Annotated in this window: 17 protein-coding genes; 6 read left to right on the forward strand and 11 right to left on the reverse strand. The window is 72.1% G+C overall.

Annotated elements, in window-relative coordinates:
* From K8556_RS14790 to K8556_RS14815, 6 genes are all read right to left on the reverse strand, one after another.
* Entirely contained in the window at positions 1-1188 is a 1188-nt protein-coding gene (locus tag K8556_RS14790; protein ID WP_223740714.1) for an acyltransferase, read from the reverse strand.
* Positions 1189-2487: a UDP-glucose/GDP-mannose dehydrogenase family protein gene (locus K8556_RS14795; protein ID WP_223740715.1), complete on the reverse strand. Its 1299-nt coding sequence runs from the start codon at positions 2485-2487 to the stop codon at positions 1189-1191.
* A 105-nt stretch (positions 2488-2592) separates the two neighbouring features.
* Positions 2593-3564, reverse strand: coding sequence for a nucleotidyltransferase family protein (locus K8556_RS14800; protein WP_223740716.1), 972 nt, complete (start codon positions 3562-3564; stop codon positions 2593-2595).
* A 39-nt stretch (positions 3565-3603) separates the two neighbouring features.
* Positions 3604-4680: a nucleotidyltransferase family protein gene (locus K8556_RS14805; RefSeq protein WP_223740717.1), complete on the reverse strand. Its 1077-nt coding sequence runs from the start codon at positions 4678-4680 to the stop codon at positions 3604-3606.
* 4 nt (positions 4681-4684) lie between these two features.
* Positions 4685-6172 carry an MraY family glycosyltransferase gene (locus K8556_RS14810; protein ID WP_223740718.1) on the reverse strand — a complete coding sequence of 496 codons (1488 nt, stop codon included), beginning with the start codon at positions 6170-6172 and terminating at the stop codon, positions 4685-4687.
* A gap of 137 nt (positions 6173-6309) precedes the next feature.
* The gene (locus K8556_RS14815) at positions 6310-7338 is read right to left on the reverse strand and encodes an ROK family protein (protein WP_223740719.1); all 1029 of its coding nucleotides are present in this window, start codon (positions 7336-7338) and stop codon (positions 6310-6312) included.
* 241 nt (positions 7339-7579) lie between these two features.
* Here K8556_RS14815 and K8556_RS14820 point away from each other — a divergent pair, with 241 nt between their 5' ends.
* From K8556_RS14820 to K8556_RS14840, 5 genes are all read left to right on the forward strand, one after another.
* Entirely contained in the window at positions 7580-9100 is a 1521-nt protein-coding gene (locus K8556_RS14820) for an oligosaccharide flippase family protein (RefSeq protein ID WP_223740720.1), read from the forward strand.
* Positions 9097-10239 (forward strand): glycosyltransferase, encoded by a 1143-nt coding sequence (locus tag K8556_RS14825; protein WP_223740721.1) that lies wholly within the window; start codon positions 9097-9099, stop codon positions 10237-10239. Before K8556_RS14820 ends, K8556_RS14825 begins: the two co-directional genes overlap by 4 nt.
* 142 nt (positions 10240-10381) lie before the next feature.
* Positions 10382-11506 (forward strand): glycosyltransferase family 1 protein, encoded by a 1125-nt coding sequence (locus K8556_RS14830; protein ID WP_223740722.1) that lies wholly within the window; start codon positions 10382-10384, stop codon positions 11504-11506.
* A gap of 15 nt (positions 11507-11521) precedes the next feature.
* Entirely contained in the window at positions 11522-12757 is a 1236-nt protein-coding gene (locus tag K8556_RS14835; RefSeq protein WP_223740723.1) for a glycosyltransferase family 4 protein, read from the forward strand.
* On the forward strand, positions 12754-13905 hold the full coding sequence (locus tag K8556_RS14840) for a glycosyltransferase family 4 protein (RefSeq protein WP_223740724.1): 1152 nt from the start codon (positions 12754-12756) through the stop codon (positions 13903-13905). Before K8556_RS14835 ends, K8556_RS14840 begins: the two co-directional genes overlap by 4 nt.
* A 4-nt stretch (positions 13906-13909) precedes the next feature.
* On the opposite strand, the gene K8556_RS14845 is transcribed toward K8556_RS14840, so the two are convergent.
* From K8556_RS14845 to K8556_RS14865, 5 genes are read right to left on the reverse strand one after another with little or no spacing between them, the layout of a single operon-like run.
* Positions 13910-14995, reverse strand: a complete 1086-nt coding sequence (locus tag K8556_RS14845; protein WP_223740802.1) for a glycosyltransferase family 4 protein — start codon at positions 14993-14995, stop codon at positions 13910-13912.
* Positions 14996-15014: 19 nt separating this feature from the next.
* Positions 15015-16463 (reverse strand): O-antigen ligase, encoded by a 1449-nt coding sequence (locus tag K8556_RS14850; RefSeq protein WP_223740725.1) that lies wholly within the window; start codon positions 16461-16463, stop codon positions 15015-15017.
* Positions 16460-17611: a glycosyltransferase family 4 protein gene (locus K8556_RS14855; protein WP_223740726.1), complete on the reverse strand. Its 1152-nt coding sequence runs from the start codon at positions 17609-17611 to the stop codon at positions 16460-16462. Before K8556_RS14855 ends, K8556_RS14850 begins: the two co-directional genes overlap by 4 nt.
* 49 nt (positions 17612-17660) lie before the next feature.
* On the reverse strand, positions 17661-18905 hold the full coding sequence (locus K8556_RS14860; RefSeq protein ID WP_223740727.1) for a glycosyltransferase: 1245 nt from the start codon (positions 18903-18905) through the stop codon (positions 17661-17663).
* Complete coding sequence (locus tag K8556_RS14865; protein WP_223740728.1) at positions 18902-21094, reverse strand: polysaccharide biosynthesis tyrosine autokinase; 2193 nt, start codon at positions 21092-21094, stop codon at positions 18902-18904. The genes K8556_RS14860 and K8556_RS14865 overlap by 4 nt, the downstream gene beginning before the upstream one ends.
* Before the next feature lie 219 nt (positions 21095-21313).
* Between K8556_RS14865 and K8556_RS14870 the strand changes: the two genes are divergently transcribed.
* Positions 21314-22645 carry a bifunctional glycosyltransferase/class I SAM-dependent methyltransferase gene (locus tag K8556_RS14870; RefSeq protein WP_223740729.1) on the forward strand — a complete coding sequence of 444 codons (1332 nt, stop codon included), beginning with the start codon at positions 21314-21316 and terminating at the stop codon, positions 22643-22645.
* Positions 22646-22652: the final 7 nt, after the last annotated feature.

Here is a 22652-nt window from a genome sequence, read left to right on the forward strand (position 1 = left end):
TCAGGTGCCCGGCACCACGGGCGCCGGAGCCGGCCGCGCGGGCGTGCCATCCACCCACGGCTGGAGCCCTCGCCGCACCCGCGTGCGCCACGGCGTCTCCACCCACCGGTGCACCGCCACCGACGCGGGCACCAGCAACACCAGCAGCACCGCCAGGAAGCGCGTGGGCGACGACAGGTCCACGAACCGCTCCAGCCAGTGCACCAGCTCGCTGACGGGGTACTGCAGCAGGTACAGCGCGTAGCTGGCCCCGCCCAGGTGCACCAGCCACGGCCGCGCCAGCACCTGCCCCAGCGGACCGCCGCCTCGCGCCAGCCCGTACACCAGCAGCGCCGACGCGGGCGCCAGCAGCGCGTTGTGCATCAGCGGGTACGGAATCCACGCGCCCTGCGAGAAGCCCGCCACCAGCAGCGCCGCGCCCGCCAGCGCCATCACCGCGCCGGAGCGCCGGGACGCCGCCGCCGCCCGCTCCCGCACGAAGACGAGCCCCAGCAGCACGCCCAGCAGGAACTCCGGCAGGCGCGCCAGCGGGTTCAACTTCACCACCGCCAGCCACATGCCGCCGGACGCCGCGTTCAGCGGGCCCGGCCCGTCTGGCATCAACACCAGGTAGAGCACCGGCGGCAGCAGCCCCAACAGCCACACACCCACCAGCGCCGCCGTCATCCGCGCGCCCCGGAAGCGCTCCAGCCTCCGGGCGAGCGCGGGGAACACCGCGTAGAAGAACGCCTCCACCGACACGGACCAGGACGGCGGGTTCCAGTACAGCGCCAGCTTCGGCACCCACGACTGGAGCAGCAGCAGCGTGGTGAGCCCCGCCGTGGTCAGCTTCGCCGCGGCCACCGGCACGGTGTTCGCCGCCAGCGAGCCCTGCGCCGTGGGCACCGCCGACAAGAGGAACATCAGGAGGAACACCGGGTAGACGCGCGCCACCCGCGCGCTCCAGAAGGCCCGGGGCGGGGTCTGCATCCCGCCGGCCGCGTCCACGTAGTTGTACGCGAGCACGAAGCCGGACAGGAGGAAGAAGACCCCCACGGACGCATAGCCGGAGGCCACCACCTGCACCATCCACTCCGGCGCCACACCCTGGAGACACGGGGTGCCGAAGTGGAACAACACGACGTGCAGGGCCGCCAGGAAGCGCAGCCCCGTCAGTGCGTCCAGCGAGCCTCCGGACTGCTGCTTCATCTACTTGCGACCGATGCCGAAGTAGGTGAAGCCCTGCTCACGCATGCGCGCGGGCTGGAAGATGTTGCGGCCGTCGAAGACGACCGGCGTCTTCATCAGGGACTTCATGCGCGCGAAGTCCGGGTGGCGGAACTCGTTCCACTCCGTCACCACGAACAGGCCGTCCACGCCCTCCAGCGCGTCGTACGGCAGCTCCGCGTAGCGGATGCGGTCGCCGAAGACGCGCTTCGCCGCGTGCGAGGCCACCGGGTCGTGCGCGATCACCGACGCGCCCTTGCCGATGAGCCCCTCGATGACCTCGATGGAGGGCGCCTCGCGCATGTCGTCCGTCTTCGGCTTGAACGCCAGGCCCCAGACGCCGAACTTCTTGCCCTCCAGCGACCCGTAGTGCTTCACGGCCTTGTTCACGAGCAGCTTCTTCTGCCGCTCGTTGGTGCGCTCCACCGCGCGCAGCAGGTCCAGCTCCAGGCCGTACTCACGCGCCGTCGTCACCAGCGCCTTCACGTCCTTGGGGAAGCAGGAGCCGCCGTAGCCCACGCCGGGGAAGAGGAACGGGTAGCCGATGCGCTTGTCCGCGCCCAGGCCCTTGCGCACGAAGTCCACGTCCGCGCCCACCTTCTCGCAGAGCGCGGAGATGTCGTTCATGAACGAGATGCGCGTCGCGAGCATCGCGTTGGCCGCGTACTTCGTCAGCTCCGCGGAGCGCGTGTCCATGAACAGGATGGGGTTCTCCGTGCGCACGAACGGCGCGTACAGCTCCCCCATGATGGTCCGGGCGCGCTCCGTGTCCGCGCCAATGACGACGCGGTCCGGCTTGAAGAAGTCGTCCAGCGCGGCGCCTTCCTTGAGGAACTCCGGGTTGGAGACGACGTCGAACTCCACGTCCGTCACCTTCGCGATGGCCTCGCGCACCTTGTCCGCGGTGCCCACCGGCACGGTGCTCTTGTCCACCACCACCGTGTACTGCTTCATCGCGCGGCCCACCGCCTGCGCCGCCGCGAGCACGTACTGGAGATCCGCCTCGCCGCTCTCCCCTTCCGGGGTGCCCACGGCGATGAACACGGCCTGGGCGTTCTGCACGCCTTCGGCCAGGTTCGTGGTGAACGTGAGGCGCTTCTCCTTCACGTTCTTCTTGATGAGCTCCTCCAGACCCGGCTCGTAGATGGGGACCTGTCCATCCTGGAGCATGCGGATCTTCCGCTCGTCGATGTCCACGCACGCGACGTCGTTGCCCGAGTCCGCGAAGCAGGTGCCCGCGACGAGTCCGACGTAACCCGATCCGATAATGGCAATGCGCATTCTTTGAGTGTCCTGGTTTCGACAGGTGGCGTCATGAACTCATACGCCGACCGGAGCACTGAAAGAAAGCCCGGGCACGAAGGACCGCCGAGCGACCAGACAGCCTTATCGCCCCGTGAGGAGACGTCGCAGTCGATCCACACCCCGCAGGGCGGAGGAACGTCCGGGGGTGCTCACCGGACCCACCACGCCCCGGTCCAGCAGCTCACGGGTCGCGCGGCGCAGCGGCGGGAACGCGGCGGTCGCCTGGGCTTCCGCCTCCGGGAACAGCCGCGCCACGATGGCCAGCGACGTGTAGAGGGCGCGCTCCAGGCCGAACGCCTCCGCGCGCGAGAGCAGCACGGGCACCTCCAGCGGGCGCGAGTACACGCCGCCCATCCAGGTGGCGCCGGTGATGAGCTCGCGCAGGTCCACGAACGACAGCCACGGCACGTCATACCCGTGGTGGGCCTGGTCCAGCGCGGTGAGCAGCAGCGCGTCCTCCAGCTCCGGGCGGAAGACGGACTGCCCGTAGACCTTCATGGGTCGGGCGCGCTCGAAGATGCCGGCCAACTGCTCACGTCGGTTCGCGCCCAGCACGTCCGCGTAGATGTGGATGGGGGTGCGGCCGTCCGACACGACGCGCGCGGCGCCGGTGTTCCCCGTGTCCGGCTCCGGGACGAACTCGTGGTTGGACAGGTAGCCGGCGAAGCCGTCCACGTCCATGCGGCGCACCAGCACCTGGATGTCCAGCACGGGCCGGAAGCCCACGTGCGGGTAGAGCGCCTCCGCGAAGGCCGCGCCGCCCAGGAGGAGAATCTTGCGGCCCTCCAGTTGATCCACGATGCGCTTGAAGTGGACCAGCTTCATGACGTTGTCGTTCACGGAGCCGGTGTAGATGGACATCATCCGGTCGCGGGCCCACTCGGGCGCCTCGCCCCCGCCCATCCGGTACTCCAGGTTGTACGCCGCCAGCGGCGCCAGGCCCTGGGAGATGGCCCAGTCGACGTACGCCTCCCACGGCGCGCCCCGCAGCTTGCCGCGCGGGGGCTCGAAGGAGGACAGGACCCGGAACATGTCGAGGAGGCTGGGCGCCATGGTGCGGCACCTTTAATGGGCCGGGCCCGCCCGCCGCAATCACCGTCTTCCAGCGGGCGAGCGGACGGGCCGTGGCGCCCCTGGCTCCGCGCCCGTGGCGGGAGGGGGGCGGGCGCCGCGCAGCCGCCGCAGCGCGTACCGCACCATGGGCCGGGCCCGGGGCGCCAGGGCCAGCTTCGCGGCGACCCACGCCGGCTTGTTCCCCGCCAGCGCCGCGCCCACCAGCCGGGGCCCGGAGAACAGCCGCGTCGCCAGCGCGCGCTGCCACCGGGGCGGTGCGAGCGCCTTGAGCACCCAGGGGGGCACGGGCGCGCCCAGCAGCCGGTGCGCGGCGTCCCACGCGTACCAGACCAGGTGGGGCAGCTCCGTGCGCCGCGCGCGCGTCACCACCCGGTCCCAGTCGAGCCGGGGGTGCGCCCGCGCCAGCAGCTTCAGGTCGAACAGCCAGGCCAGCCGCTGCAGCAGGTGGTTGCTCGCGTGCAGGGACAGGTACACGGCCTCGTCCTCCGGGCACGGGTAGCGCACGGGGTGGCCGTCCAGCGTCGCGTCCACCGCGCGCGCCACCATGGCGTCGCCCTCCAGCGCCAGGCCGTAGCCCGTGAGCGCGCGGTAGTGCAGCTCCACCAGGCCGTCCGGTCCGGTGAGCTCCACGTGGTGCGCGTCGTCCCGGTCCACGTCGCCGGCCTGGGTGGTGAGCCCCATGCCCTCCAGCGCGTGCACGGCGCACAGCACCCGGGCGCGCGGCACCAGCAGGTCCACGTCGTTCGTCGCGCGCTGGAGCGGCTCCGGGTAGAGCCTGCGCGCCAGCCCGTAGCCCTTGAGCAGCACCGGCGTCAGGCCCAGCGCCGCCAGCGCCGTCAGGCTCCGCGTCAGGAGCGACCGCACGCGCATGCCCCGCGCCGCGCTCAGCCGGGCCTCGCGGGTGAGTAGCGCCCCGGCGTCCGGGGTCAGCGTCCAGTCCGCCTTCACGAGCGCGTGCTCGACGAAGCCCGCCAGGCCGTGGCGCACGGCGGCCTTCACCAGCGCGTCACAGTCACCTTCGTTCGAGGGCCCGGGGGCGTCCGGCACCTCGGGCCAGGCCTGGAGCAGCGTCAGCAGGGCCGGGGAGTCGCTCATGGGCTCACCGCCGCAGCGCGATGATGCGCTCGGGCTCCGCGGCCTCCAGCGCCACCAACTGCCCCACGCGCTCGGCCACCGCGTCCGCGACCACCTCCAGCGCCAGCTCCTCGTCCCGGTCGATGGCGGCCCGGCCGTCGCGCCACACCAGGCGCAGCGCGCCCAGCAGGGCGTCCTCCTCCTTCACGTCCAGGCGCACCTCCAGCGCGGCCGCGGCGCCCGCGTCCGGGTGCTGCGACTCGAAGACGACGCCCGCGTTCACGTCCTCGTGCGGGCGGCGCAGGCGCAGCTCCAGCGCGGACAGGTTCAGCCCCTGGGCCAGCGGACGGACCGCGCTCCACAGCTCCTGGAACGAGCCGGCCGCGCGCACCGAGGCGGTGACGGAGCGAATCAGCGAGCGCAGCTCCAGGTTGCGGTGGCGCGTCTGGTGGACGGCGCCCATGTGGCGCACGTCCAGGTAGCCCAGCTTGCGCATCAGCACCATGATGACCACGCCGACGCCGCTGAGCAGCAGCGCGCTCTGGAGGCTGTTGGCGAAGTGGAGCGCCAGCGCGGTGACCATGAACAGCGTGCACAGCGCGTAGAGCACCAGCACGGTGGTGCGGTGGGACAACAGCAGGCGGCTCATCAGCCGGTGGTGGATGTGCTCCTTGTCCGCGCTGAACATGGGTCTGCCCAAAAGCGAGCGGCGCACCATGGCCAGCAGCGTGTCCATGATGGGCAGCCCCAGCGCCATCACCGGCACGAGCAGCGCCACCGCGGTGCCGCTCTTCGACGACGTCTTGATGGACACCGCCGCGAGCACGAAGCCCAGGAACATGCTGCCCGTGTCCCCCATGAAGATGGAGGCCGGGTTGAAGTTGAACACCAGGAACCCGAGGATGGCGCCCGCGAGCGACACCATCAGCAGGCACAGCAGCACGTCCCCGCGCATCAGCGCGAGCAGGAAGTGGGTGCCCACGCCGAAGAACGCCACGCCGCCCGCCAGCCCGTCCAACCCGTCGATGAGGTTGAGCGCGTTGATGACGCCCACCACCCACAGCACCGTCAGGGGCAGGCTCAACAGCCCCAGCGTCAGCTCCGCGCCGAAGGGGTTGGCCAGCACTTCAATCCGGAAGCCCAGCGCGTACAGGCCCAGCGCCACCGCGAACTGCACGGAGAACTTCAGCTTCGCGCCCGCGCCCCTGAGGTCGTCGTAGAAGCCCAGCCCCGCGATGATGGCGCCGCCCACGAAGAGGCCGATGATGAGCGACGTCTGCGAGACGAACTGGTCCCCCACGCCCGAGTCCACGAGGAACAGCGCGCACAGCGGCGCGAAGAAGCCCCCCACGATGCCAATGCCGCCCAGCCGCGGGACGGGCCGCACGTGCACCTTGCGGCTGGAGCCCACCTGGTCCAACCAGCCCCACGCCAGCGCACGCTCACGCACGCGCCACGTGAGCACGAGCGCCACGAGGAGCGACACGAGGAAGGCGACGAAGAAGGTGACCATGCGAGAGGAGCGTCCACCCGCATCGTGACGGCCACCGAAGCAGCGCGTCAACGTCCTGGCGTCGCAGGTGCGTCACGATGCGCCTGCCTCCTCGCTGGTACGGGCGGCGATGTCGGGCCAGGTGCGCCCTCCAGGCCTCACATGCGCGGGCCCGCGAGCAGCGCCGCGCCGATGGCGCCGGACAGGTCGCCCAGCTCCGCGATGCGCATCACGGGCTTGCGCTCCGTGATGAACAGGTGCGGGTGCATGGCGTCCTGGAGGTGGCCCATGTAGATGGGGCCCAGCCGGGACCCCAGCCCGCCTCCGATGACGACGGCCTCCAGGTCCAGCAGGTTGATGACGGAGGCGATGGCCGCGCCCAGCATGTCGATGGCCCGCTCGATGAGCCGCGTCGCCAGTGGGTCCTTCTGCTTCAGGGCGCTCTCCCAGACGCTGCTGGACAGGCGCGTGCGCTTCTTGTCGCGCATGATGTCGAAGAGCAGGGTCTTCTCCCCCTTCCTCACCGCCGCGCGCGCCTTGCGCTCCATGGACGCGCGCCCCGCGTAGGCCTCCAGGCAGCCGCGCCGGCCGCAGCCACAGCGTGCGCCGTTGGGCTTCACCACCATGTGGCCAATCTCACCGGCGGAGCCCTGCCCGCGCCACGGCACGCCGTTGAGCACCAGGCCCCCGCCCACGCCCGTGCCCCACCACACGCCCAGCACGGAGCGGTGGTCGCGGCCCGCGCCCAGCTTGTACTCGGCCGCGACCGCCACCTGGACGTCGTTGCCCAGCACCACCTTGCCGCCGCCCATGAGGTCGCCCAGGTCCGCCGCCAGGGGATACGGCGCGTCCCAGCCGCCCGCCACGTTGCTCGTGTGGGAGAGCGTGCCGCGGTTCGCGTCCACCGCCCCGGGCACGCCCACGCCCACGCCCGCGAGCTTCGCGGGCTCGATGCCCACGGACTGCGCGGCCTCCCCCAGCGTGCCGTAGAGCTCCTTCACCACCTCGCCGGGGCCGCCGGTCGCGGGGGTCGTGTGGCGGGCCCGGCCCAGCACGTCGCCGCGCGCGTCCACGATGACGGCCTCGATCTTCGTGCCGCCCAGGTCGATGCCTCCCCAGATGCGGGCCCTGTCGTTGCGCGCCCCGTTCCCCGCGCGGTGCCCGTTCTTCGCTGACGCGTCGGCCATGTGGTGCCCCTGTGATTCGCGGCACCCGGCGGCCGCTCGCCGCACAATCTGCGCAGCGCGGGGCGCGGCCAGGACCGCCATGGCAGGCACGCCCGTGTCCGCCCGCCCGCCCCCCGGGGCTGCATGCGGGCCCTTCCCGTCGAAGGGCGGGACGCCCCCGGGTTCCGCGTCCCTGTTCGCCGGATGCGCGGGCGCATATAGGCTGCCGGGAGTTCTTTTCGTGGAGCGCCCCGTTTCCCCCATGAGCAGCCGTTCCACTCCCGCGCCGGACGCCGCCGACGCTCCGCCCCTGGGCATGGCGGACGTGAAGGTCCGCGCGCAGCGCTCCATCATCGCCCTGCTCCTGCGGACGGTCGGCTCGCTGGGCTTGCGCGTGGTGAGCTCGCTCACCCTGTCGCGGCTGCTGTTCCCCGGGGACTATGGCGTGTTCGCCATCGTCGCCTTCACGTCCGCGATGGGCGCGTTCCTGGGGGACCTGGGGCTCAGCGCCTCGCTGGTGCGCCAGCAGCACGAACCCACGCAGGATGAGATCACCTCCGCCTTCTGGAGCCACCAGGCGTTCACCGTCTTCATCGTGGGCGCCATCGTGCTGCTCGCGCCGTGGCTGTCGAGCACCTACGAGCTGGGGCCTTCGGGCGCGGCCATGGTGGGCACGATGGCGATTGGCCTGTTCTTCCACTCGCTGCGCGTCATCCCCATCATGATGCTGGAGCGCCAACTGCGCTTCCCGACGCTCGCGCGCATCGAGCTCATCGAGAGCGTGGCGCAGACGGCGGGCAGCATCCTGCTGGCCTCGCTGCACTTCGGGGCGTGGTCGCTCATCGGCGGCGGGCTGGTGCGGGGCGCGGTGGGCATGGTGCTGTTCTGGGCGGCGGCGGGCTGGCGGCCCCGGGGCACGTTCCGGTGGGACATCGTCAAGCGGCTGTTGTCCTTCGGCATCTGGTTCCAGCTCACGGGCATCATCCCCGCGGCGCTCCAGGGGTGGATTCCGCTGGTGGTGGGGCGCATGGAGGGCAAGGACGGGGTGGGCCTGGTGAACTGGGCGACGGCGCTGGCCTCCGTGCCGCTGGCGGTGAGCAGCGTCCTCACGCGCGTCGCGTATCCGGCGTACAGCCGCATGCAGGAGGACTCGGCCGCGCTGGCGGACTACCTGCGCACGTCCATCCGGCGCGTGAGCGCGGTCCTGTGTCTGGCCATCCCCTTTGGCGTCATCGCGCTGCCGCCCTTCATCCCGGTGGTGTTCGGCGCGCGCTGGAGCCTCGCGTCCACGCTGGTGCAGTGGTTCACCATCGAGGCGTCGATGCTGGCGGTGCAGGGCCTGCTGAACTCGCAGCAGAACGCCAGCGGCCACGCGAGGGAGCGGATGTACGTGGCCATCACCGGGAGCCTGCTGCGCTTCGGCCTGGGAGTGCTGGCGGTGATGCACTGGGGCATCGTGGGCGTCGGGGTGAGCGCGACGGCGGTGACGCTGACGGAGCTGTGGTTCACGGCGCGGCTGGTGTCCCGCCGCAACCCGCACCTGTCGCGGCTCGAGTTCGAGGTCATGGAGCCCTTCCTCACGGTGGGCGCGCTGCTGGCGCTCGCGGTGGGCTGTTCTCGGCTGGCGATGGGGGAGGACGGGCTGCTCGTGCAGGCGCTGGTGGCGGCGGGGCTCTTGACGGCGCTGGTGCTCGCGCGTGAGGCCACGCGGCGAGGCCTGTCGTTGCTGGGAGAGCTGCGCGCCCTGGTCCAGCACCTGCGCGCGAGGCGGGCGCCGCCGTGAGCCGCGCGTGGCATCTGTTGACGGGGGAGTATCCGCCGGCCCCTGGCGGCGTCTCCGACCACACCCGGAGCATCGCCCACGCGCTCTTGAAGGCGGGGGAGACGGTGCATGTCTGGACGCCTGGGCCCGACGGCGTCACGGATGATCAGGGCGTGACCGTGCACCGGTGGCCCGGCCTCTTCACGCCGCCGGGGCTGGTGCGCCTGACGCGCGAGCTGGATGCGACGCCCGGGCCCCGAAGGCTGTTGCTCCTGTACGTGCCGCACGCGTTCGGCATGAAGGCGATGAACGTGCCGCTCTGCGCCTGGTTCGCGGCGAGGCGGCGGGACGAACGCGAGCTGTTCCTCCATGAGGCGGTGTACCCGTGGAGTCCGGGCGCGCCGTGGAAGCATCAGGTGCTCGCGGGAGTCACGCGGGTGATGCTGCGCACGCTGGCGCTTGGAGCGGAGCGCGCCTACGTCTCCATCCCCACCTGGGCGGAGCACCTGCCGGAGCCCCTGCGGTCCCAGGCCCGCTGGTGTCCCATTCCCAGTCCCCTGCCGCTCGACGTGCCGGCGGAGGCCGTGAGCGCGGTGCGTGAAGCGCTGGGAGAGGGCCCCACAGTGGCGCACTTCGGGACGTATGGCGGAGCCATCGCGGGCCCGCTGGAGGCCGTGCTCGTGCCGTTGTTGCAGCGGGATGAGCGGCGGCAGGCGCTGCTGCTGGGCCGGGGCAGCCAGGCCTGGAGCGAGTCGCTGGGACGGAAGCATCCCGCGCTGGCTCGCAGGCTCCATGCGAGGGATGGACTGGCACCGGAGGCCGTGGCCGCGCACCTGCGCGCGGCGGAGCTGCTGGTGCAGCCCTACCCCGACGGCGTCAGCGCCCGGCGCAGCAGCGCCATGGGTGGCCTGGGGTTGGGCCTGCCCATCGTCACGAACCTCGGGCACCTGAGCGAACCGCTGTGGCGCGAACTGCGGCCCGTGGCGCTCGCGGACGATGCGTCCCCCGCCGCGCTGCTGGCGCTCGCGGAGCACTTGTGGGCGCACAGCGATGAACGTCAGGCCCTGGGTGAGCGCGCGGCGCGAGTGTACCGTGAGCACTTCGCGCTGGAGCACACGGTGGCGCACCTGCTGCGTCGTACCGGGAGCACCCATGAGTGACACATCGCTGGGTGGGCACCGTGAGCGATGAAGCCTCGCGGGCGCTGGAGTGGATCGTGGGCGAGCACGAGATGCGCATCAAGCGCGGCATCCCCTGACCGGAGGCGATGAGCAGGTGAGCACCTTGCGGTTGAAGGTCTTGATGGATCCGCGCGAAGAGGGCTGGCCCAGCATGGACCTGGTGGGCGAGGCCCTCGTGGACGGACTGGCGGCGTTCCCCGCCGAGGTCGCCGTCACCCGCGTGCGGCCGTCCATTCCCCACGCCGTGCGCGCCCTACCCCGCGTGGGAAGCCGCAAGGCCGCCTTCAACGCGGATCGGCTGCTCACCCGCTTCGGCCTCTATCCCGCGCGATTGCTGCGTGAGCGCATGGGCCCCGATGCGTTCCACGTCGTGGACCACACCTACGCGCAGCTCGTGCACGCGCTGCCCGCGGAGCGCACCGGTGTCTACTGCCATGACCTGGATGCGTTCCGCTCCGTCCTGGAACCCCACCGCGAACCGCGCCCCACGTGGTTCCGGCTGATGGCGCGGGCCACGCTCAAGGGACTGGAGCGCGCGGCCATCGTCTTCCACAGCACGCAGCAGGTCCGTGACGAACTGCTCGCGCACGGCGTGGTGCCTCCCGAGCGATTGGTGTGGGCGCCCTATGGAGTCTCGCCGGAGTACCGGCTCGAACCCGTTCATGGAGACGCCAGCGACGCGGTGCTCGCGCCGCTGAAGGGCCGGCCGTACCTGCTGCACGTGGGCAGCGCCATCCGCCGCAAGCGCCTGGACGTGCTCTTCGACACCTTCGCGGCGCTGCGAGCCCGGCATCCGGACCTGATGCTGGTGCAGCAGGGCGGCGAGCTGGACACGGCCCAGCAGGCACAGGTGGCGCGGCTCGGCTTGAAGGACGCGCTGCTGCAACCGCCCCGGCAGGAGCGGGCCACGCTCGCGGGCCTGTACCGGCGCGCCCGCGCGGTGCTGGTGCCCAGTGGCGCGGAGGGCTTCGGCCTGCCCGTCATCGAAGCCTTGGCATGTGGTGTCCCCGTGGTGGCCAGCGACCTGCCGGTGCTGCGCGAGGTGGGCGCCGACGCCTGCACGTACTGCCCGGTGGGCGACGTGGCCGCGTGGGCGGAGACGGTGGATGCCCTGCTCACGGGCCGCGTGCCCGCGCCATCCGCGGAGACGCGGCGTGCACGGGCCGCACGCTTCACGTGGAGCGCCCACGCGCGCACCGTGCTGGACGCGTACCTGCATCGCCTTGACCGCCCCGGGCGGGTCTGATTCGGTCGCGTCCGCGTGCGGATCCTGTTCCTCAACCCCGTGGGAATCCTGGGCGGTGCCGAGCGCGCACTCGTGGATCTCCTCGCGTGCCTGCGCACGCTGGAGCCCGGCCTGTCGCTGCACCTCATCGCGGGCACGGACGGGCCGCTCGTGGAGACGGCCCGAGGTCTCGGAGTGGAGGCCCGGGTGCTCGCCCTGCCCGACCGCCTCTCCGCGCTCGGGGACAGCGGCCTGCGGGAGCAGGGCCGCGCGGGGCTCCTCCGCTTCGCGCGGGAGCTTGCCCCCACGCCCCTGCTGCTGACCCGCTACGGCCTCGACCTGCGGCGCGCGGTGCGTGACGCGGCGCCGGACCTGCTGCACTCCAATGGCATCAAGACCCACCTGCTGAGCGCGGCCACCCTCGGATTGCCAATTCCGCGCGTGTGGCACGTGCACGACTTCCTCGGCGAACGGCCACTCGTGCGTCGCGCGCTCTCCGGCCTGCATCCGCTGGCCTCGGCGGCCATCGCGAACTCACAGGCCGTGGGCGATGACGCGCGCACGGTGCTCGGGAAGGTGCCCGTGCACGTCGTGCCCAATGGCGTGGACGTGGAGCGGTTCTCCCCTGCCGCCGGTGACGGCGCGCACCTGGATGCGCTGGCCGGACTGCCACCCGCGCCTCCGGGCACGCTGCGCGTGGGGCTCGTGGCCACGTACGCGCGCTGGAAGGGGCACGACGTCTTCCTGGAGGCCGCGGCCCTGTTGAAGCGTCAGGCGCCGGCCCTGCCCGTGCGCTTCTACGTCGTGGGCGCGCCGCTCTATCGCACGGCCGGCTCGCAGTTCACCGACGCGGAGCTGCGCGAACAGGTGGAGCGCCACGGCCTCATGGACCGCGTGGGCTTCGTGCCCTTCCAGCCCGAGCCCGAGCGCGTCTACCGGGCCCTGGACGTCTTCGTGCACGCGAGCACCCGCCGCGAACCGTTCGGCCTCACCATCGCGGAGGCGCTCGCCTGCGGCCGGGCGGCCGTCATCTCCAAGTCGAGCGGCGCGGCCGAAGCACTGCGGGATGGCGAGGACGTGCTGGCCATCGAACCCGGCGACGCGACCACGCTCGCGGCGGCCCTGCGCCGGCTGCTGGAGGACGAAGCCTTGCGCGACACCCTGGCCCGCGCGGCCCGCCACACCGCAGTGCGCCGCTTCTCCCGCGAGCGCTACGCCCGGGACATCCTCGCCGTGTACCGGAGCCTCGTTCCCGCGCGAGGACATTCATGATGCGTCCCCGGAAGCTCGTCACCGTCTCGCACTCCTACGTCGTCACCCTCAACCGGCGGCTGGCCAACGAGATGGCCCGCGTGGGCGCCGGCCGCTGGGACGTCACCGCCGTGGCGCCGAAGTCCTTCCACGGGGACCTGGGCCCGCTGGTGCTCCAGCGCGATCCTCATGAGGCCGTGAACCTGGAGGGCGTGCGCGCTTTCCTCAGCCGCTCACTGCACGGCTTCGTCTACGGGCCGGAGCTGCGCGCCCATTTGTCGCGGGGCGTGGATCTGGTGCACCTGTGGGAGGAGCCCTACGTCTTCTCCGGCCTGGAGGTGGCGCTCCTGACACCCCGTCAGGTGCCGCTCGTCTTCTGCACGTTCCAGAACCTGGCCAAGCGCTATCCCCCGCCCTTCGCGCAGACCGAGCGCTTCGTCGTGCGCCGGGCCGCGGGGTGGATCGCCTGGGGTCAGACGGTGCACGACAACCTCCTCGCCCGGCCCGGCTATGAGCAGCGCCCCTCGCGCATCATCCCCGTGGGCGTGGACGTGGAGCACTTCCGTCCGGATCCGGAAGCGGGCCGCGACTTCCGCGAGCGCCTGGGCTGGACGTCCGAAGGGCCGCCCGTGGTGGGCTACCTGGGCCGCTTCGTTCCGGAGAAGGGCCTGCGGCTCCTGATGGATGCGCTCAACACGCTGCGCACGCCCTGGCGAGCCCTCTTCGTCGGCGGAGGTCCCCTGGAGGCGGACCTGCGCGCCTGGGCCGCGCGCCACGGAGACCGCGTGCGCATCGTCACCGGCGTGAAGCACGCGGAGGTGCCCCGCGCGCTCAACGCCATGGACGTGCTCTGCGCGCCCAGCCAGACGACGCCCGCGTGGAAGGAGCAGTTCGGCCGCATGCTCGCGGAGGCCTTCGCGTGTGGCGTGCCCGTGTTCGCCAGCGACTCTGGAGAGATTCCGCACACCGTGGGCGATGCCGGGCGCATCCTGCCGGAGGCGTACGGCGGCGCGTGGGTCACCGCGCTTGAGGAGCTGCTGGAGAGCCCCGCGCAACGCCAGGAGCTGTCCGCGCGAGGCCGCGAGCGAGCCGTGTCCCGCTTCGCCTGGCCGGTGGTCGCGAAGGCGCACCTCGACTTCTTCGAGCAGGTGCTCGAGCGCCGAGCCTGAAGCCTCACGCCTCCAGCCGGGCCACCACCGCCGCCGCCATCGCGTCCCACGTCCAGGCCCGCAGCTCCGACGACAGCGCGGCCACGGCGGGCATCCAGTCCCCGCCCCGCGACCGCCACTCCTCCAGGCGCCGCACCAGCTCGCCCGAGTCCTCGGGGTCATCCAGCAGCAGCCCCTGAAGCGAGGACGGGAAGCGCTCCGCCACGCCCGCCGCGCGGCTCACCAGCGCGGGGATGCCCACGCACAGCGCTTCGTGCACGCCCAGGCCATAGGACTCGTAGCGCGTGGGGGACACCAGCAGGTCGGCGGCGGCCAGCAGGCGGGGCACGTCGTCGCGGAAGCCCAGGAAGCGGATCCGCTCGCCCAGGCCCTGCTCCCGTGCCGCGCGCTCCCATGCTTCGCGTTGCACGCCCGTCCCCACCACGCACAGGTCCACGTCCCACTCGCGTCGGGCGCACAGCCGCGCCCACGCGTGGAAGAGCGTGTCGAAGCCCTTGCGCCGGTCTCCCAGCGCGCCCACGAACAGCGCCACCCGCCGCTCCTGGGGCCAGCCCAGGGACGCACGCGCCTCACGGCGAAGCACGGGGGTCGTGGACGGGAAGCGCGCGGGGTCTCCGCCCAGGTACACCACGTGGACGCGGGACGCCTCCACGCCGCTGGCGGCCAGCAGGTCCTGCCGCGTGCGCTCCGAGTTCGCCAGGATGATCCGCGCCCGGCGCAGCGCGCGTTGCTCGCCGCGCAGGTGCATCCGGTGGCTCACGTGGCCCTTCAGCCGGCGCAGCGGACCGCCGCCGGGCTCGGGCGCGTGCGCGGCGTGGACGTAATGGACCCAGTTGGCGGCGGGCACCACGCAGTTGCCGCCGTTGGCCACCACCTGGCCACCTTCCGCCAGCGTGCGCGCGGCCCAGAAGCGCCCCACGGCGTCGAGCAACGGCTCGCCCAGCAGGTACGCGTTCGCGGGCTTGGGCACGCGGACGAAGTGCACGTTGGGGTAGCGCAGGAGTGAATCCTCCACCCGGTGCGCCACCAGCCGCATGGGCCCGCCCTGGCGCGCGAGCCAGTCCGCCAGCGCGAGGTTCGCGCGGTCCATGCCGCCGGTGGAGACGAAGTCACCGGCGATGAGGGTGTAGGGCCGCATTCCGGTTCCAGTACGCGCTGAAGAAGGCCGCGTTGAGCAGCCAGAACTCCATGCCCATCTGGCTCATGAAGAACTGGTAGCTGAAGGTCTGCGCGATCGCGCCCAGGTCATACGCGAAGAGGAGGCTGCCCCAGAGCCAGAACTCGCCCGCCGAGTCATCGCGGCGCCGCGCCACCTGGAAGCCCCACCCCAACGTCGCCAGCAGCGCGAGCGGATAGCAGATGAGCCCCAGCCATCCACCGTCGTAGGCCCACGCCGTCCACTGGATCTCTGCCCACAGCGGAGGGCTCTCGCGGTCCAGGTTGTCGCCGAAGTAGGCGTTGGCCATGCCGTAGCGGCCCAGGCCCGCGCCCAAGGGGAACTCCGGGAGCACCTGGTCGAAGGTCTCGTCGAGGAACCGGCCCCGGTTGGATTGATACACCTGCGACGGGTCGGAGGCCGTGAGCGTGCTCCAGCGAGAGAGCACCGCGTCGCCGCCGACCGCGACGGCCCAGCCGAAGGCCACCACCGCGAAGCCGCCCACGACCGAGGCCAGCGTCACCAGCCGCACCCACCGGCCGCTCACGGTGAGCACCAGCCCCATGGCCGCCATGCAGACAATCAGCGTCACGGCCGCGACGCGAACCTGCCCCAGGTAGAGGCAGATGAGCCCGATGCCGATGCCCGCCGCGCCCAGCACCTTGCGGGACAGGCCCTGGCGGCTGAGCAGGAACGCGCCGCCCAGCAGCACGGAATAGAAGGCGCCGGTGGCGGCTCCGCCCGGGACGTCCGTCAGCCCCATGGGGCGGAACACGCGCGCGCCGCTCGCGGTCTCGAACTGGAGGCTGCGCACGTAGCCCTCGCCCTGGCTTTCGACCATGGCGGACAGGGCGGGCTGGAAGCGTCCGGGGAAGGTCACCTGCAGGATGCCCAGCGTGGCGCTCGCCATGTTGAACAGGAAGAGGAGCAGGACGACGCGTCCGAACATCTTCGCGTCGATGCGCAGGCGGCTCGCCCAGAAGAGGGGCGCGAACACGGAGATCTGGATGCCCAGTTGCGCGGCCGCCGCCAGCGGGGTGTTGGTGCCGGGGTGGAAGAAGTTCAGCGCGGTGAGCCCCGCGGAGGCGAGCAGGAAGGGCATCGCCGGGTGCTTGAGGCGCGGGCCCTTCACCAGCACCAACAGGGCCAGGCTGGTGCCGAACGACAGGATGCGGAACACCACGCGCGCGGGCGCCAGCGCCTCCACCAGCAGCGCGAGCTGGCAGATGAAGAGCAGCGCGATGAACGCCACCACCACGCGACCCGAACCGAGCAGCCCCGGAGAAGCCGCAGCCAGAGCCGGCACGGCCTGCGTCGTCGCGGGCTCCGCCGCGCGCCGCACGTACCGCCGATGCAGCACACCGGGGCCGCGGAGCTGGGGGCGAGGACTGGCGCCACTCATGAGACGGGCTCCCGGGCCACGGAGCGCACCGCGTCCTCCAGCGCCGACAGGAAGGCCTCCGGCGCGCTCAGCGCCTTCGCGCGAGACGGGCCACCGCTGCCCAGCTTCCGACGAACTGCTTCGTCTTCGATGAGCCCGCGCAGCGCCTGGGCCAGGGGCTCCGGCCTGGGAGGCACGAGCACGCCACAGGACGCATCGACGATCTCCAAAGGTCCGCCCAGCGCGGTGGTGACCACGGGAAGCCCGGCGTAGAGCGCCTCCACGAACGCCAGTCCAAACGGCTCCGGCCCGGTGTTGGGCTGACAGTGCACCTCCGCGGCGCGAAGCAGCCGGGGAACATCCGAGCGCTGTCCCAGGAACCGCACGCGGTCCCCAAGCCCCAGGGCCTGAGACTGGGCCTTCAAGCCCGCTTCATAGGCGGTCTCCTCCGGGCGCTGCGCACCGCCAGCGAACCATGCCTTCCACCGAGGCACCTGGCGCAGCCGGCCCAGCGCTTCGAGCAGCAGCCGCTGTCCCTTCCACTCCTGCATGCGGCTGGCATGGACGATGACGACATCCGTCGAGTCCGCGCCCAGCTCGCCCCGGAGCGAAGCGCGCTCGGAAGCCGTGAGGCCCGGGCCACCGTCCCGAACCGGCGGATGGAGCACGCTCCAGGGCGTGCGCGGGTACACGCTCGGAAGCGTGCTCGCGGTGTAGCGGCTGTTGCAAAGCGCCAGGTCCGGAGAGGTGACGCGGGCCCACCGCTCCACCCAGTGCGAACCCGACAGTGCATCGTGCTGGAAGAAGATCAGCGGAACCCCGGCCGTGCGAACCACCGGCCCGAAGAGGGCTTGAGGCCACGCCGCGTGACACACCACCGCGTCGAACGCCTCCCGCTGGAGCAGCGCCATCAACGAGCGCCGAGCCTCCCAGACCCGCCACGGCCGGCTCACCTTCGCCGGTCCCAGCAGCGTCAGCGGCGCGCCCGCCGCGCGAAGCTCCTCGGCGATGCGTCCCTCGAAGCAGAGCGCGAACGCATGCACCGCGCCGCCGTCACGCTCCGCGCAAGAGAGCGCCAGCGTGCGCAGCAACGTCTCGACGCCGCCGTAGAGGTTGCCGCTGGAGACATGCAACACGCGAAGCGTATGCGCGGAGCCTCCTCCACCCACCACGAGTTCCTCACGATGAGATGCGCGCGACCCGTGCATGCGCGGACCTTCAGCGCCCACCCGCGGCGTGCCGGACAGAGGCATCGCTCCGCTCCTCCGCCACCGGCTGCCGTCCGAGCGCCTCCGCGTACAGGTCCAGGCTGCGCGACGCCATCACGTCATGGGCGAACTCCGCCCGCGCGCGCTCCTGCGCCCCGCGTGACAGCCGCTCCCGCAGGCCCGGCTCCTCCACCAACCGGCGCGCCGCCGCCGCCAGCGCCCGCGCATCCCCCACGGGCACCGTGAGCCCGGTGCGCTCGTGCAGGCTCACCCACGCCACACCCGAGTCCGGCACCGCCGTGTTGAGCACGGGCAACCCACTCGCCAGCGCCTCCACCTGCGACAGGCCATACGCCTCGCTGCGCGCGTTGCTCGGGAACCACAGGGCCGTCGCGGCCCGGTACGCGCCCGTCAGCGCCTCCGGCGACAGGTAGCCCGCCCACGTCACCCGGTCCTCGATGCCCAGCGCCTTCGCCCGCGCGCGGCCCTCCCCCGCCAGCGGCCCCTCCCCCACGATGACCAGCCGCCCCGGCGCGTGCACCAGCGCCTCCAGCGCCGTGAACAACCCCTTGTAGTAGACGAGCCGCCCCACCATCAGCCACAGCGGCCCGCCCGCGGCCTCCGCCGTCCAGCGCGCCTGGGCCTCTCGCGCCTCCGCGGAAGGAGGCCGCAGGTACGACTCCAGCTCGATGCCCAGCGGCAACACCCGCACCTTCGACTTGAACGTCGACAGCAGCGACGAGCCGCGCACGTACGCGTCACTCGTGGCCAGCAGCCGCGCCGCGCGCGAATACAGCATCCACTCGAAGGGACGGAACAGCGCGCCCGCGACCTTCTGCCGGATGATGTCGCTCTGGTGCGTCACCACCACCGCGGGCAGTCGCGGCACCGCGTCCAGCGCCAGCACCATGCTCGGGTTGGGCACGTGCAGGTGCACCACGTCCACGCCCCGCGCCAGCGCCCGCCTGAGCACGAACGGCAGCGACGGCATCACGTCCATGCGCGCCACGGACGCGAGCCGCCCCAGGCGCACCACGCGCACGGGCCCATCCCACTCCTCACGCGTGGGGCTGCGCCCATGGAACTCGTGGCTCGTCCCGGTGCCGTCCACGGAGTGGTTCGCGCACAGCACCTCCACCTGCGCGCCCAGCGCGGCCTGCGCTCGCGCCAGCGTGCGCACGTGCGCCTCCATGCCGCCGGAGGCCGGAGGGTAGAACTTCCCCAGGTGCAGCACCCGCAGGCCCGCGCCCTTCACGACGGCGCCACCCCGCCCTTGGGCTCGTCCTGCGTCGGGCCATAGCCCTGGTAGCCCAGGTACGTGTCGCCGTAGCGCGGCTGCCGCAGGTCCACGTCGTTGAGGATGGCGCCGAACATCCGCGCCTGCACGTCCGCCAGCGAGCGCAGCGCGCGCTTCGCGGCCCCGCGGTCCGTCCGGCCCGCCTTGAGCACCATCACCACGCCGTCCGCCTGCGTGGCCAGCACCGCCGCGTCCACGACGGCGTTGAGCGGCGGGCTGTCCAGGATGATGCGGTCGAACTTCTCCCCCGCCGCGCGCAACAGCTCCTTGAAGGCGCGCGTGTGCAACAGCTCCGCGGGGTTCGGCGGCAGCGGGCCACACGGCAGCACGAAGAGGTTGGGCACCTCCGTGCTCTTCACCGCCTTGTCCAGCGAGCCCTCGCCCACCACCAGCGAGCTGATGCCCAGGTCGTTGGGCACGCCGAACGCGCGGTGCAGCCGGGGCCGGCGCATGTCCGTGTCCAGCAGCAGCACGCGGTTGCCGCTCTGGGCCATGGCCACGCCCAGGTTGATGCACGTGGTGGACTTGCCCTCCTGCGGGCCGCTGGACGTCACCACCAGCGTCTTGCAGGGATGATCCGGCGACATGAACAGGAGGTTGGTGCGCACCGCGCGGCAGCACTCCGCCACCGCCGAGCGCGGCGCGCGGTGCACGTACAGGTCGCGGTCGCCCGGCGCCTTCGTGGCCTCCATGCGCGGCACCACGCCCAGGAACGCCAGGCCCAGCACGTCCTCCACGTCCGCCTGCGACGTGACGCTGTTCTCCAGCATCTCCAGGAACAGCGCCACGCCCAGCCCCAGCAAGAGCCCCATCACCCAGCCCACCAGCAGGTTGCGCCGCGTGTGCGGCCGCACCGGCAGGAGCTCCGGCCGCGCGGGGTCCAGCACGCGCACGTTGCTGGTGCGCAGGAGGCCCGACAGCTCGATGTCCTTCAGCCGCTTGAGCACCAGCTCGTACAGGCGCTGGTTGTTGTCCGACTCGCGCTGCAGCCGCCCGTACTCGATGGCCTTCTTGTTCACCTGGAAGGCCTCGGCCTTGGTCTCGTCCAGGAGCTTGTTGAGGTTCTTCTCCTCGCCCTGCGCCTCCGCCAACTGCGTCTCCGCCGAGCGCACCACGTTGGTCAGGCTCTTGAGCAGGTCCGCGCGCACGACCTCCAGCTTGCGGTTGCACTCCAAAAGCTTCGGGTGCTCCGGCAGGTAGCGCTCCGTCAGCTCCGCGCACGCGGCCTTCTGTTCGCCGTAGCGCGATTTGAGATCTTGGATGGGGCCGTCCTTCGCGCCGGGCACCGCCTCCGCCCACGTCTCGTCGTTGCCCGCGTCCTTGCGCAGCCGGTGGATGGCGTCCACGCGCGCCTGCTGCGCCGCGATGCGCGTGCGCACCTCGGTGAGCTTCAGGTTGTAGGAGTTGATCCGCTCGCTGACGATGGACAGCCGCGACTCCAGCGACGTGGACAGCATGTCCGCGTCCTTCTTCAGGTCGTAGACGGCCATCTCGCCGGCCTTGGACTGGCGGCCCAGCTCATCCAGGCGCCCCTCCAGCCACGCGCGCGCCTCCTCCGTGGTGCGCAGCTTCAGCGCCAGGTTCTCCGCCATGTACGCGGCGGCCACCTCGTTGGAGAGCAGCGCCGCTCTCGCGGGGTCCACGTCCTCCACGCCGATGTTCATCACCCGCGAGTCCTTGCCGGGCACCACCTGGATGCGCGAGCGCAGCAGCCCCACCGCGTCCGCGTCCTCCAGCGCCTTCGCGCGCTCCGCCGGGTCCTGGTTCGCCGGCAGGCCCAGGAAGGACGCGTCCTTCGAAAGCCCCAGCCGGTCCACCACGCGGCTGGCCACCGCGCGCGAGGTGATGATCTCACTCTGCGTGGCGTAGTACTCCTTGTTGAACCAGTAGTTGCTGCGCTCCTCCCCCATCACCTCCTTCACCTCGCCGTCGAGGATGCGCGGCGCGGTGACGTCGATGATGAGCGACGTGCTGGCCGCGTAGATGCGCGGCTGCCGCAGCGTCCAGGCCGCCGTGAGCGCGGTGACCCCCAACGCCACCCCGAGCATCACCCACCGCCGGCGCCACACGCCTCGCAGCCGGTGCAGCACGCTCGCGGACGTCGCGCCGGGCGCCCCACCGGCCGGGTCCAACACCGTTCCTTCCACGTCGCGTCTCTCCGGAAGTGGCTGCCGCGGGCGGTCTCCACCGGCCCGAAGTCGTCCGGACCCGACCTGCACCCACATCGCGCTGGGGGAATAACGCCCGGAGCGTGCAACGGGCCGGGCGGGTTGTCCATCCAACCGACGCCGCCTGGATGCCCCCCATCCATCCGCTCCGGTCCGTGAACGCGCACCCTGGAGGGTCCTGTGGTAGTGAGCGGCGCAATGGTTCCTGCGCTTTCCGTCGTCCTGCCCTTCAACCCCGCCACCTCCGCCGCGGCCGCCCGGTTCGCCCATGCGCTGTCCGGCCAGGCCCAGGTCGTGCTCGCGGGTGAAGGGCCGGTGGACGTCACGCCCGGTCCCAACGTCCACGTCCTCGCCGCCCAGGGTGGCAAGGGGGCGGCCATCCGCGCCGCGCTCCCCCACGTCACCGGCGCCCACACGGTGCTCCAGGATCCGGACGCCGCCTACTCGCCCGACACCTACGACGCCCTGGTGCAGCCCCTGCGGGACGACACCGCGGACGGCGTCTTCGGCCGGCGCCCCGGCATGTCCCCGGAGATGGTGGCCGAGCGCGCGCTGGGCGGCATCACCCGCTTCGTCACCGACGTGGCGCTGACGGATCCGCTCACCGGCCTGCGCGCCTTCCGCACGGAGGCGCTGCGCTCCATCCAGCTCACCAGCGACGACGACGCGGTGGACGCGGAGCTGGTGGTGAAGCTGGCCGCGCAGCTCTTCCGCCTCACGGAGGTGGCCCTGCCGCCGCTGCAGGCCGTGCCGCGCCGCCCGGCCTCCGCGCACCTGGCCCGCCTGCGCACGCTGGTGCGCTACGCCACCGTGCGCGACGACGCGGACAACCAGCACGAGGGCTACTCCACCCTGGAGCGCATGGACGGCGCCACCCACTACAACCAGTGGCTGGGCCGCCGCTTCCGCGAGCACATGGGCCGGCGCGTGCTGGAGATTGGCGCCGGCATCGGCACCATCACCCGCGAACTGGAGGCAGGCGCGGAGCACCTGGTCGCGCTGGAGGTGGAGCGCTTCTACGTGGACCGCCTGAAGAACCTCTTCCGCGGCAAGCCCCACGTGCGCCCCTACCTGTCCGACGTGGCGCTCGCGGACTGGGAGTCGCTGAAGGCGGAGAACCTGGACACCATCGTGCTGTCCAACGTGCTGGAGCACATCCCGGACGACGCGTCCGCGGTGCGCCGCTTCCGTCAAATCCTCCAGCCGGACGGCCGCGTGCTCATCCTCGTGCCGGCGCTGCCGCAGTTGTTCGGCGCCATCGACGAGGCCGTGGGCCACTACCGCCGCTACACGCCGGACACCCTGCGCGCGGTGCTGCAGGAGAACGGCTTCCGCGTGGACACGCTGGAGTGGATGAACCTGGTGGGCCTGCCGGGCTGGTTCGTCAACAGCCGCCTCCTGCGCCGCCGCGCGGTGCCCAAGCTCCAGCTCAAGCTCTACGACGCGCTGGCGCCCCTGCTCGCCCAGGCCGAGCAACAGGTGCGGCTGCCCGTGGGCATGAGCCTGTTCGCCGTCGCCCGCGCCGTCTGATGCCCGC

Source organism: Corallococcus sp. AS-1-12 (assembly GCF_020036995.1).
Classification (GTDB): Bacteria; Myxococcota; Myxococcia; order Myxococcales; family Myxococcaceae; genus Corallococcus.

Bases quoted from the DNA above. Each gene is read 5' to 3' on its own strand.
- K8556_RS14800 (WP_223740716.1), bottom strand. From the start codon at position 3,564: ATGGCGCCCAGCCTCCTCGACATGTTCCGGGTCCTGTCCTCCTTCGAG.
- K8556_RS14805 (WP_223740717.1), bottom strand. From the start codon at position 4,680: ATGAGCGACTCCCCGGCCCTGCTGACGCTGCTCCAGGCCTGGCCCGAG.
- K8556_RS14790 (WP_223740714.1), bottom strand. From the start codon at position 1,188: ATGAAGCAGCAGTCCGGAGGCTCGCTGGACGCACTGACGGGGCTGCGC.
- K8556_RS14830 (WP_223740722.1), top strand. From the start codon at position 10,382: ATGGATCCGCGCGAAGAGGGCTGGCCCAGCATGGACCTGGTGGGCGAG.
- K8556_RS14820 (WP_223740720.1), top strand. From the start codon at position 7,580: ATGAGCAGCCGTTCCACTCCCGCGCCGGACGCCGCCGACGCTCCGCCC.
- K8556_RS14870 (WP_223740729.1), top strand. From the start codon at position 21,314: ATGGTTCCTGCGCTTTCCGTCGTCCTGCCCTTCAACCCCGCCACCTCC.
- K8556_RS14840 (WP_223740724.1), top strand. From the start codon at position 12,754: ATGATGCGTCCCCGGAAGCTCGTCACCGTCTCGCACTCCTACGTCGTC.
- K8556_RS14850 (WP_223740725.1), bottom strand. From the start codon at position 16,463: ATGAGTGGCGCCAGTCCTCGCCCCCAGCTCCGCGGCCCCGGTGTGCTG.
- K8556_RS14845 (WP_223740802.1), bottom strand. From the start codon at position 14,995: ATGGACCGCGCGAACCTCGCGCTGGCGGACTGGCTCGCGCGCCAGGGC.
- K8556_RS14795 (WP_223740715.1), bottom strand. From the start codon at position 2,487: ATGCGCATTGCCATTATCGGATCGGGTTACGTCGGACTCGTCGCGGGC.
- K8556_RS14810 (WP_223740718.1), bottom strand. From the start codon at position 6,172: ATGGTCACCTTCTTCGTCGCCTTCCTCGTGTCGCTCCTCGTGGCGCTC.
- K8556_RS14815 (WP_223740719.1), bottom strand. From the start codon at position 7,338: ATGGCCGACGCGTCAGCGAAGAACGGGCACCGCGCGGGGAACGGGGCG.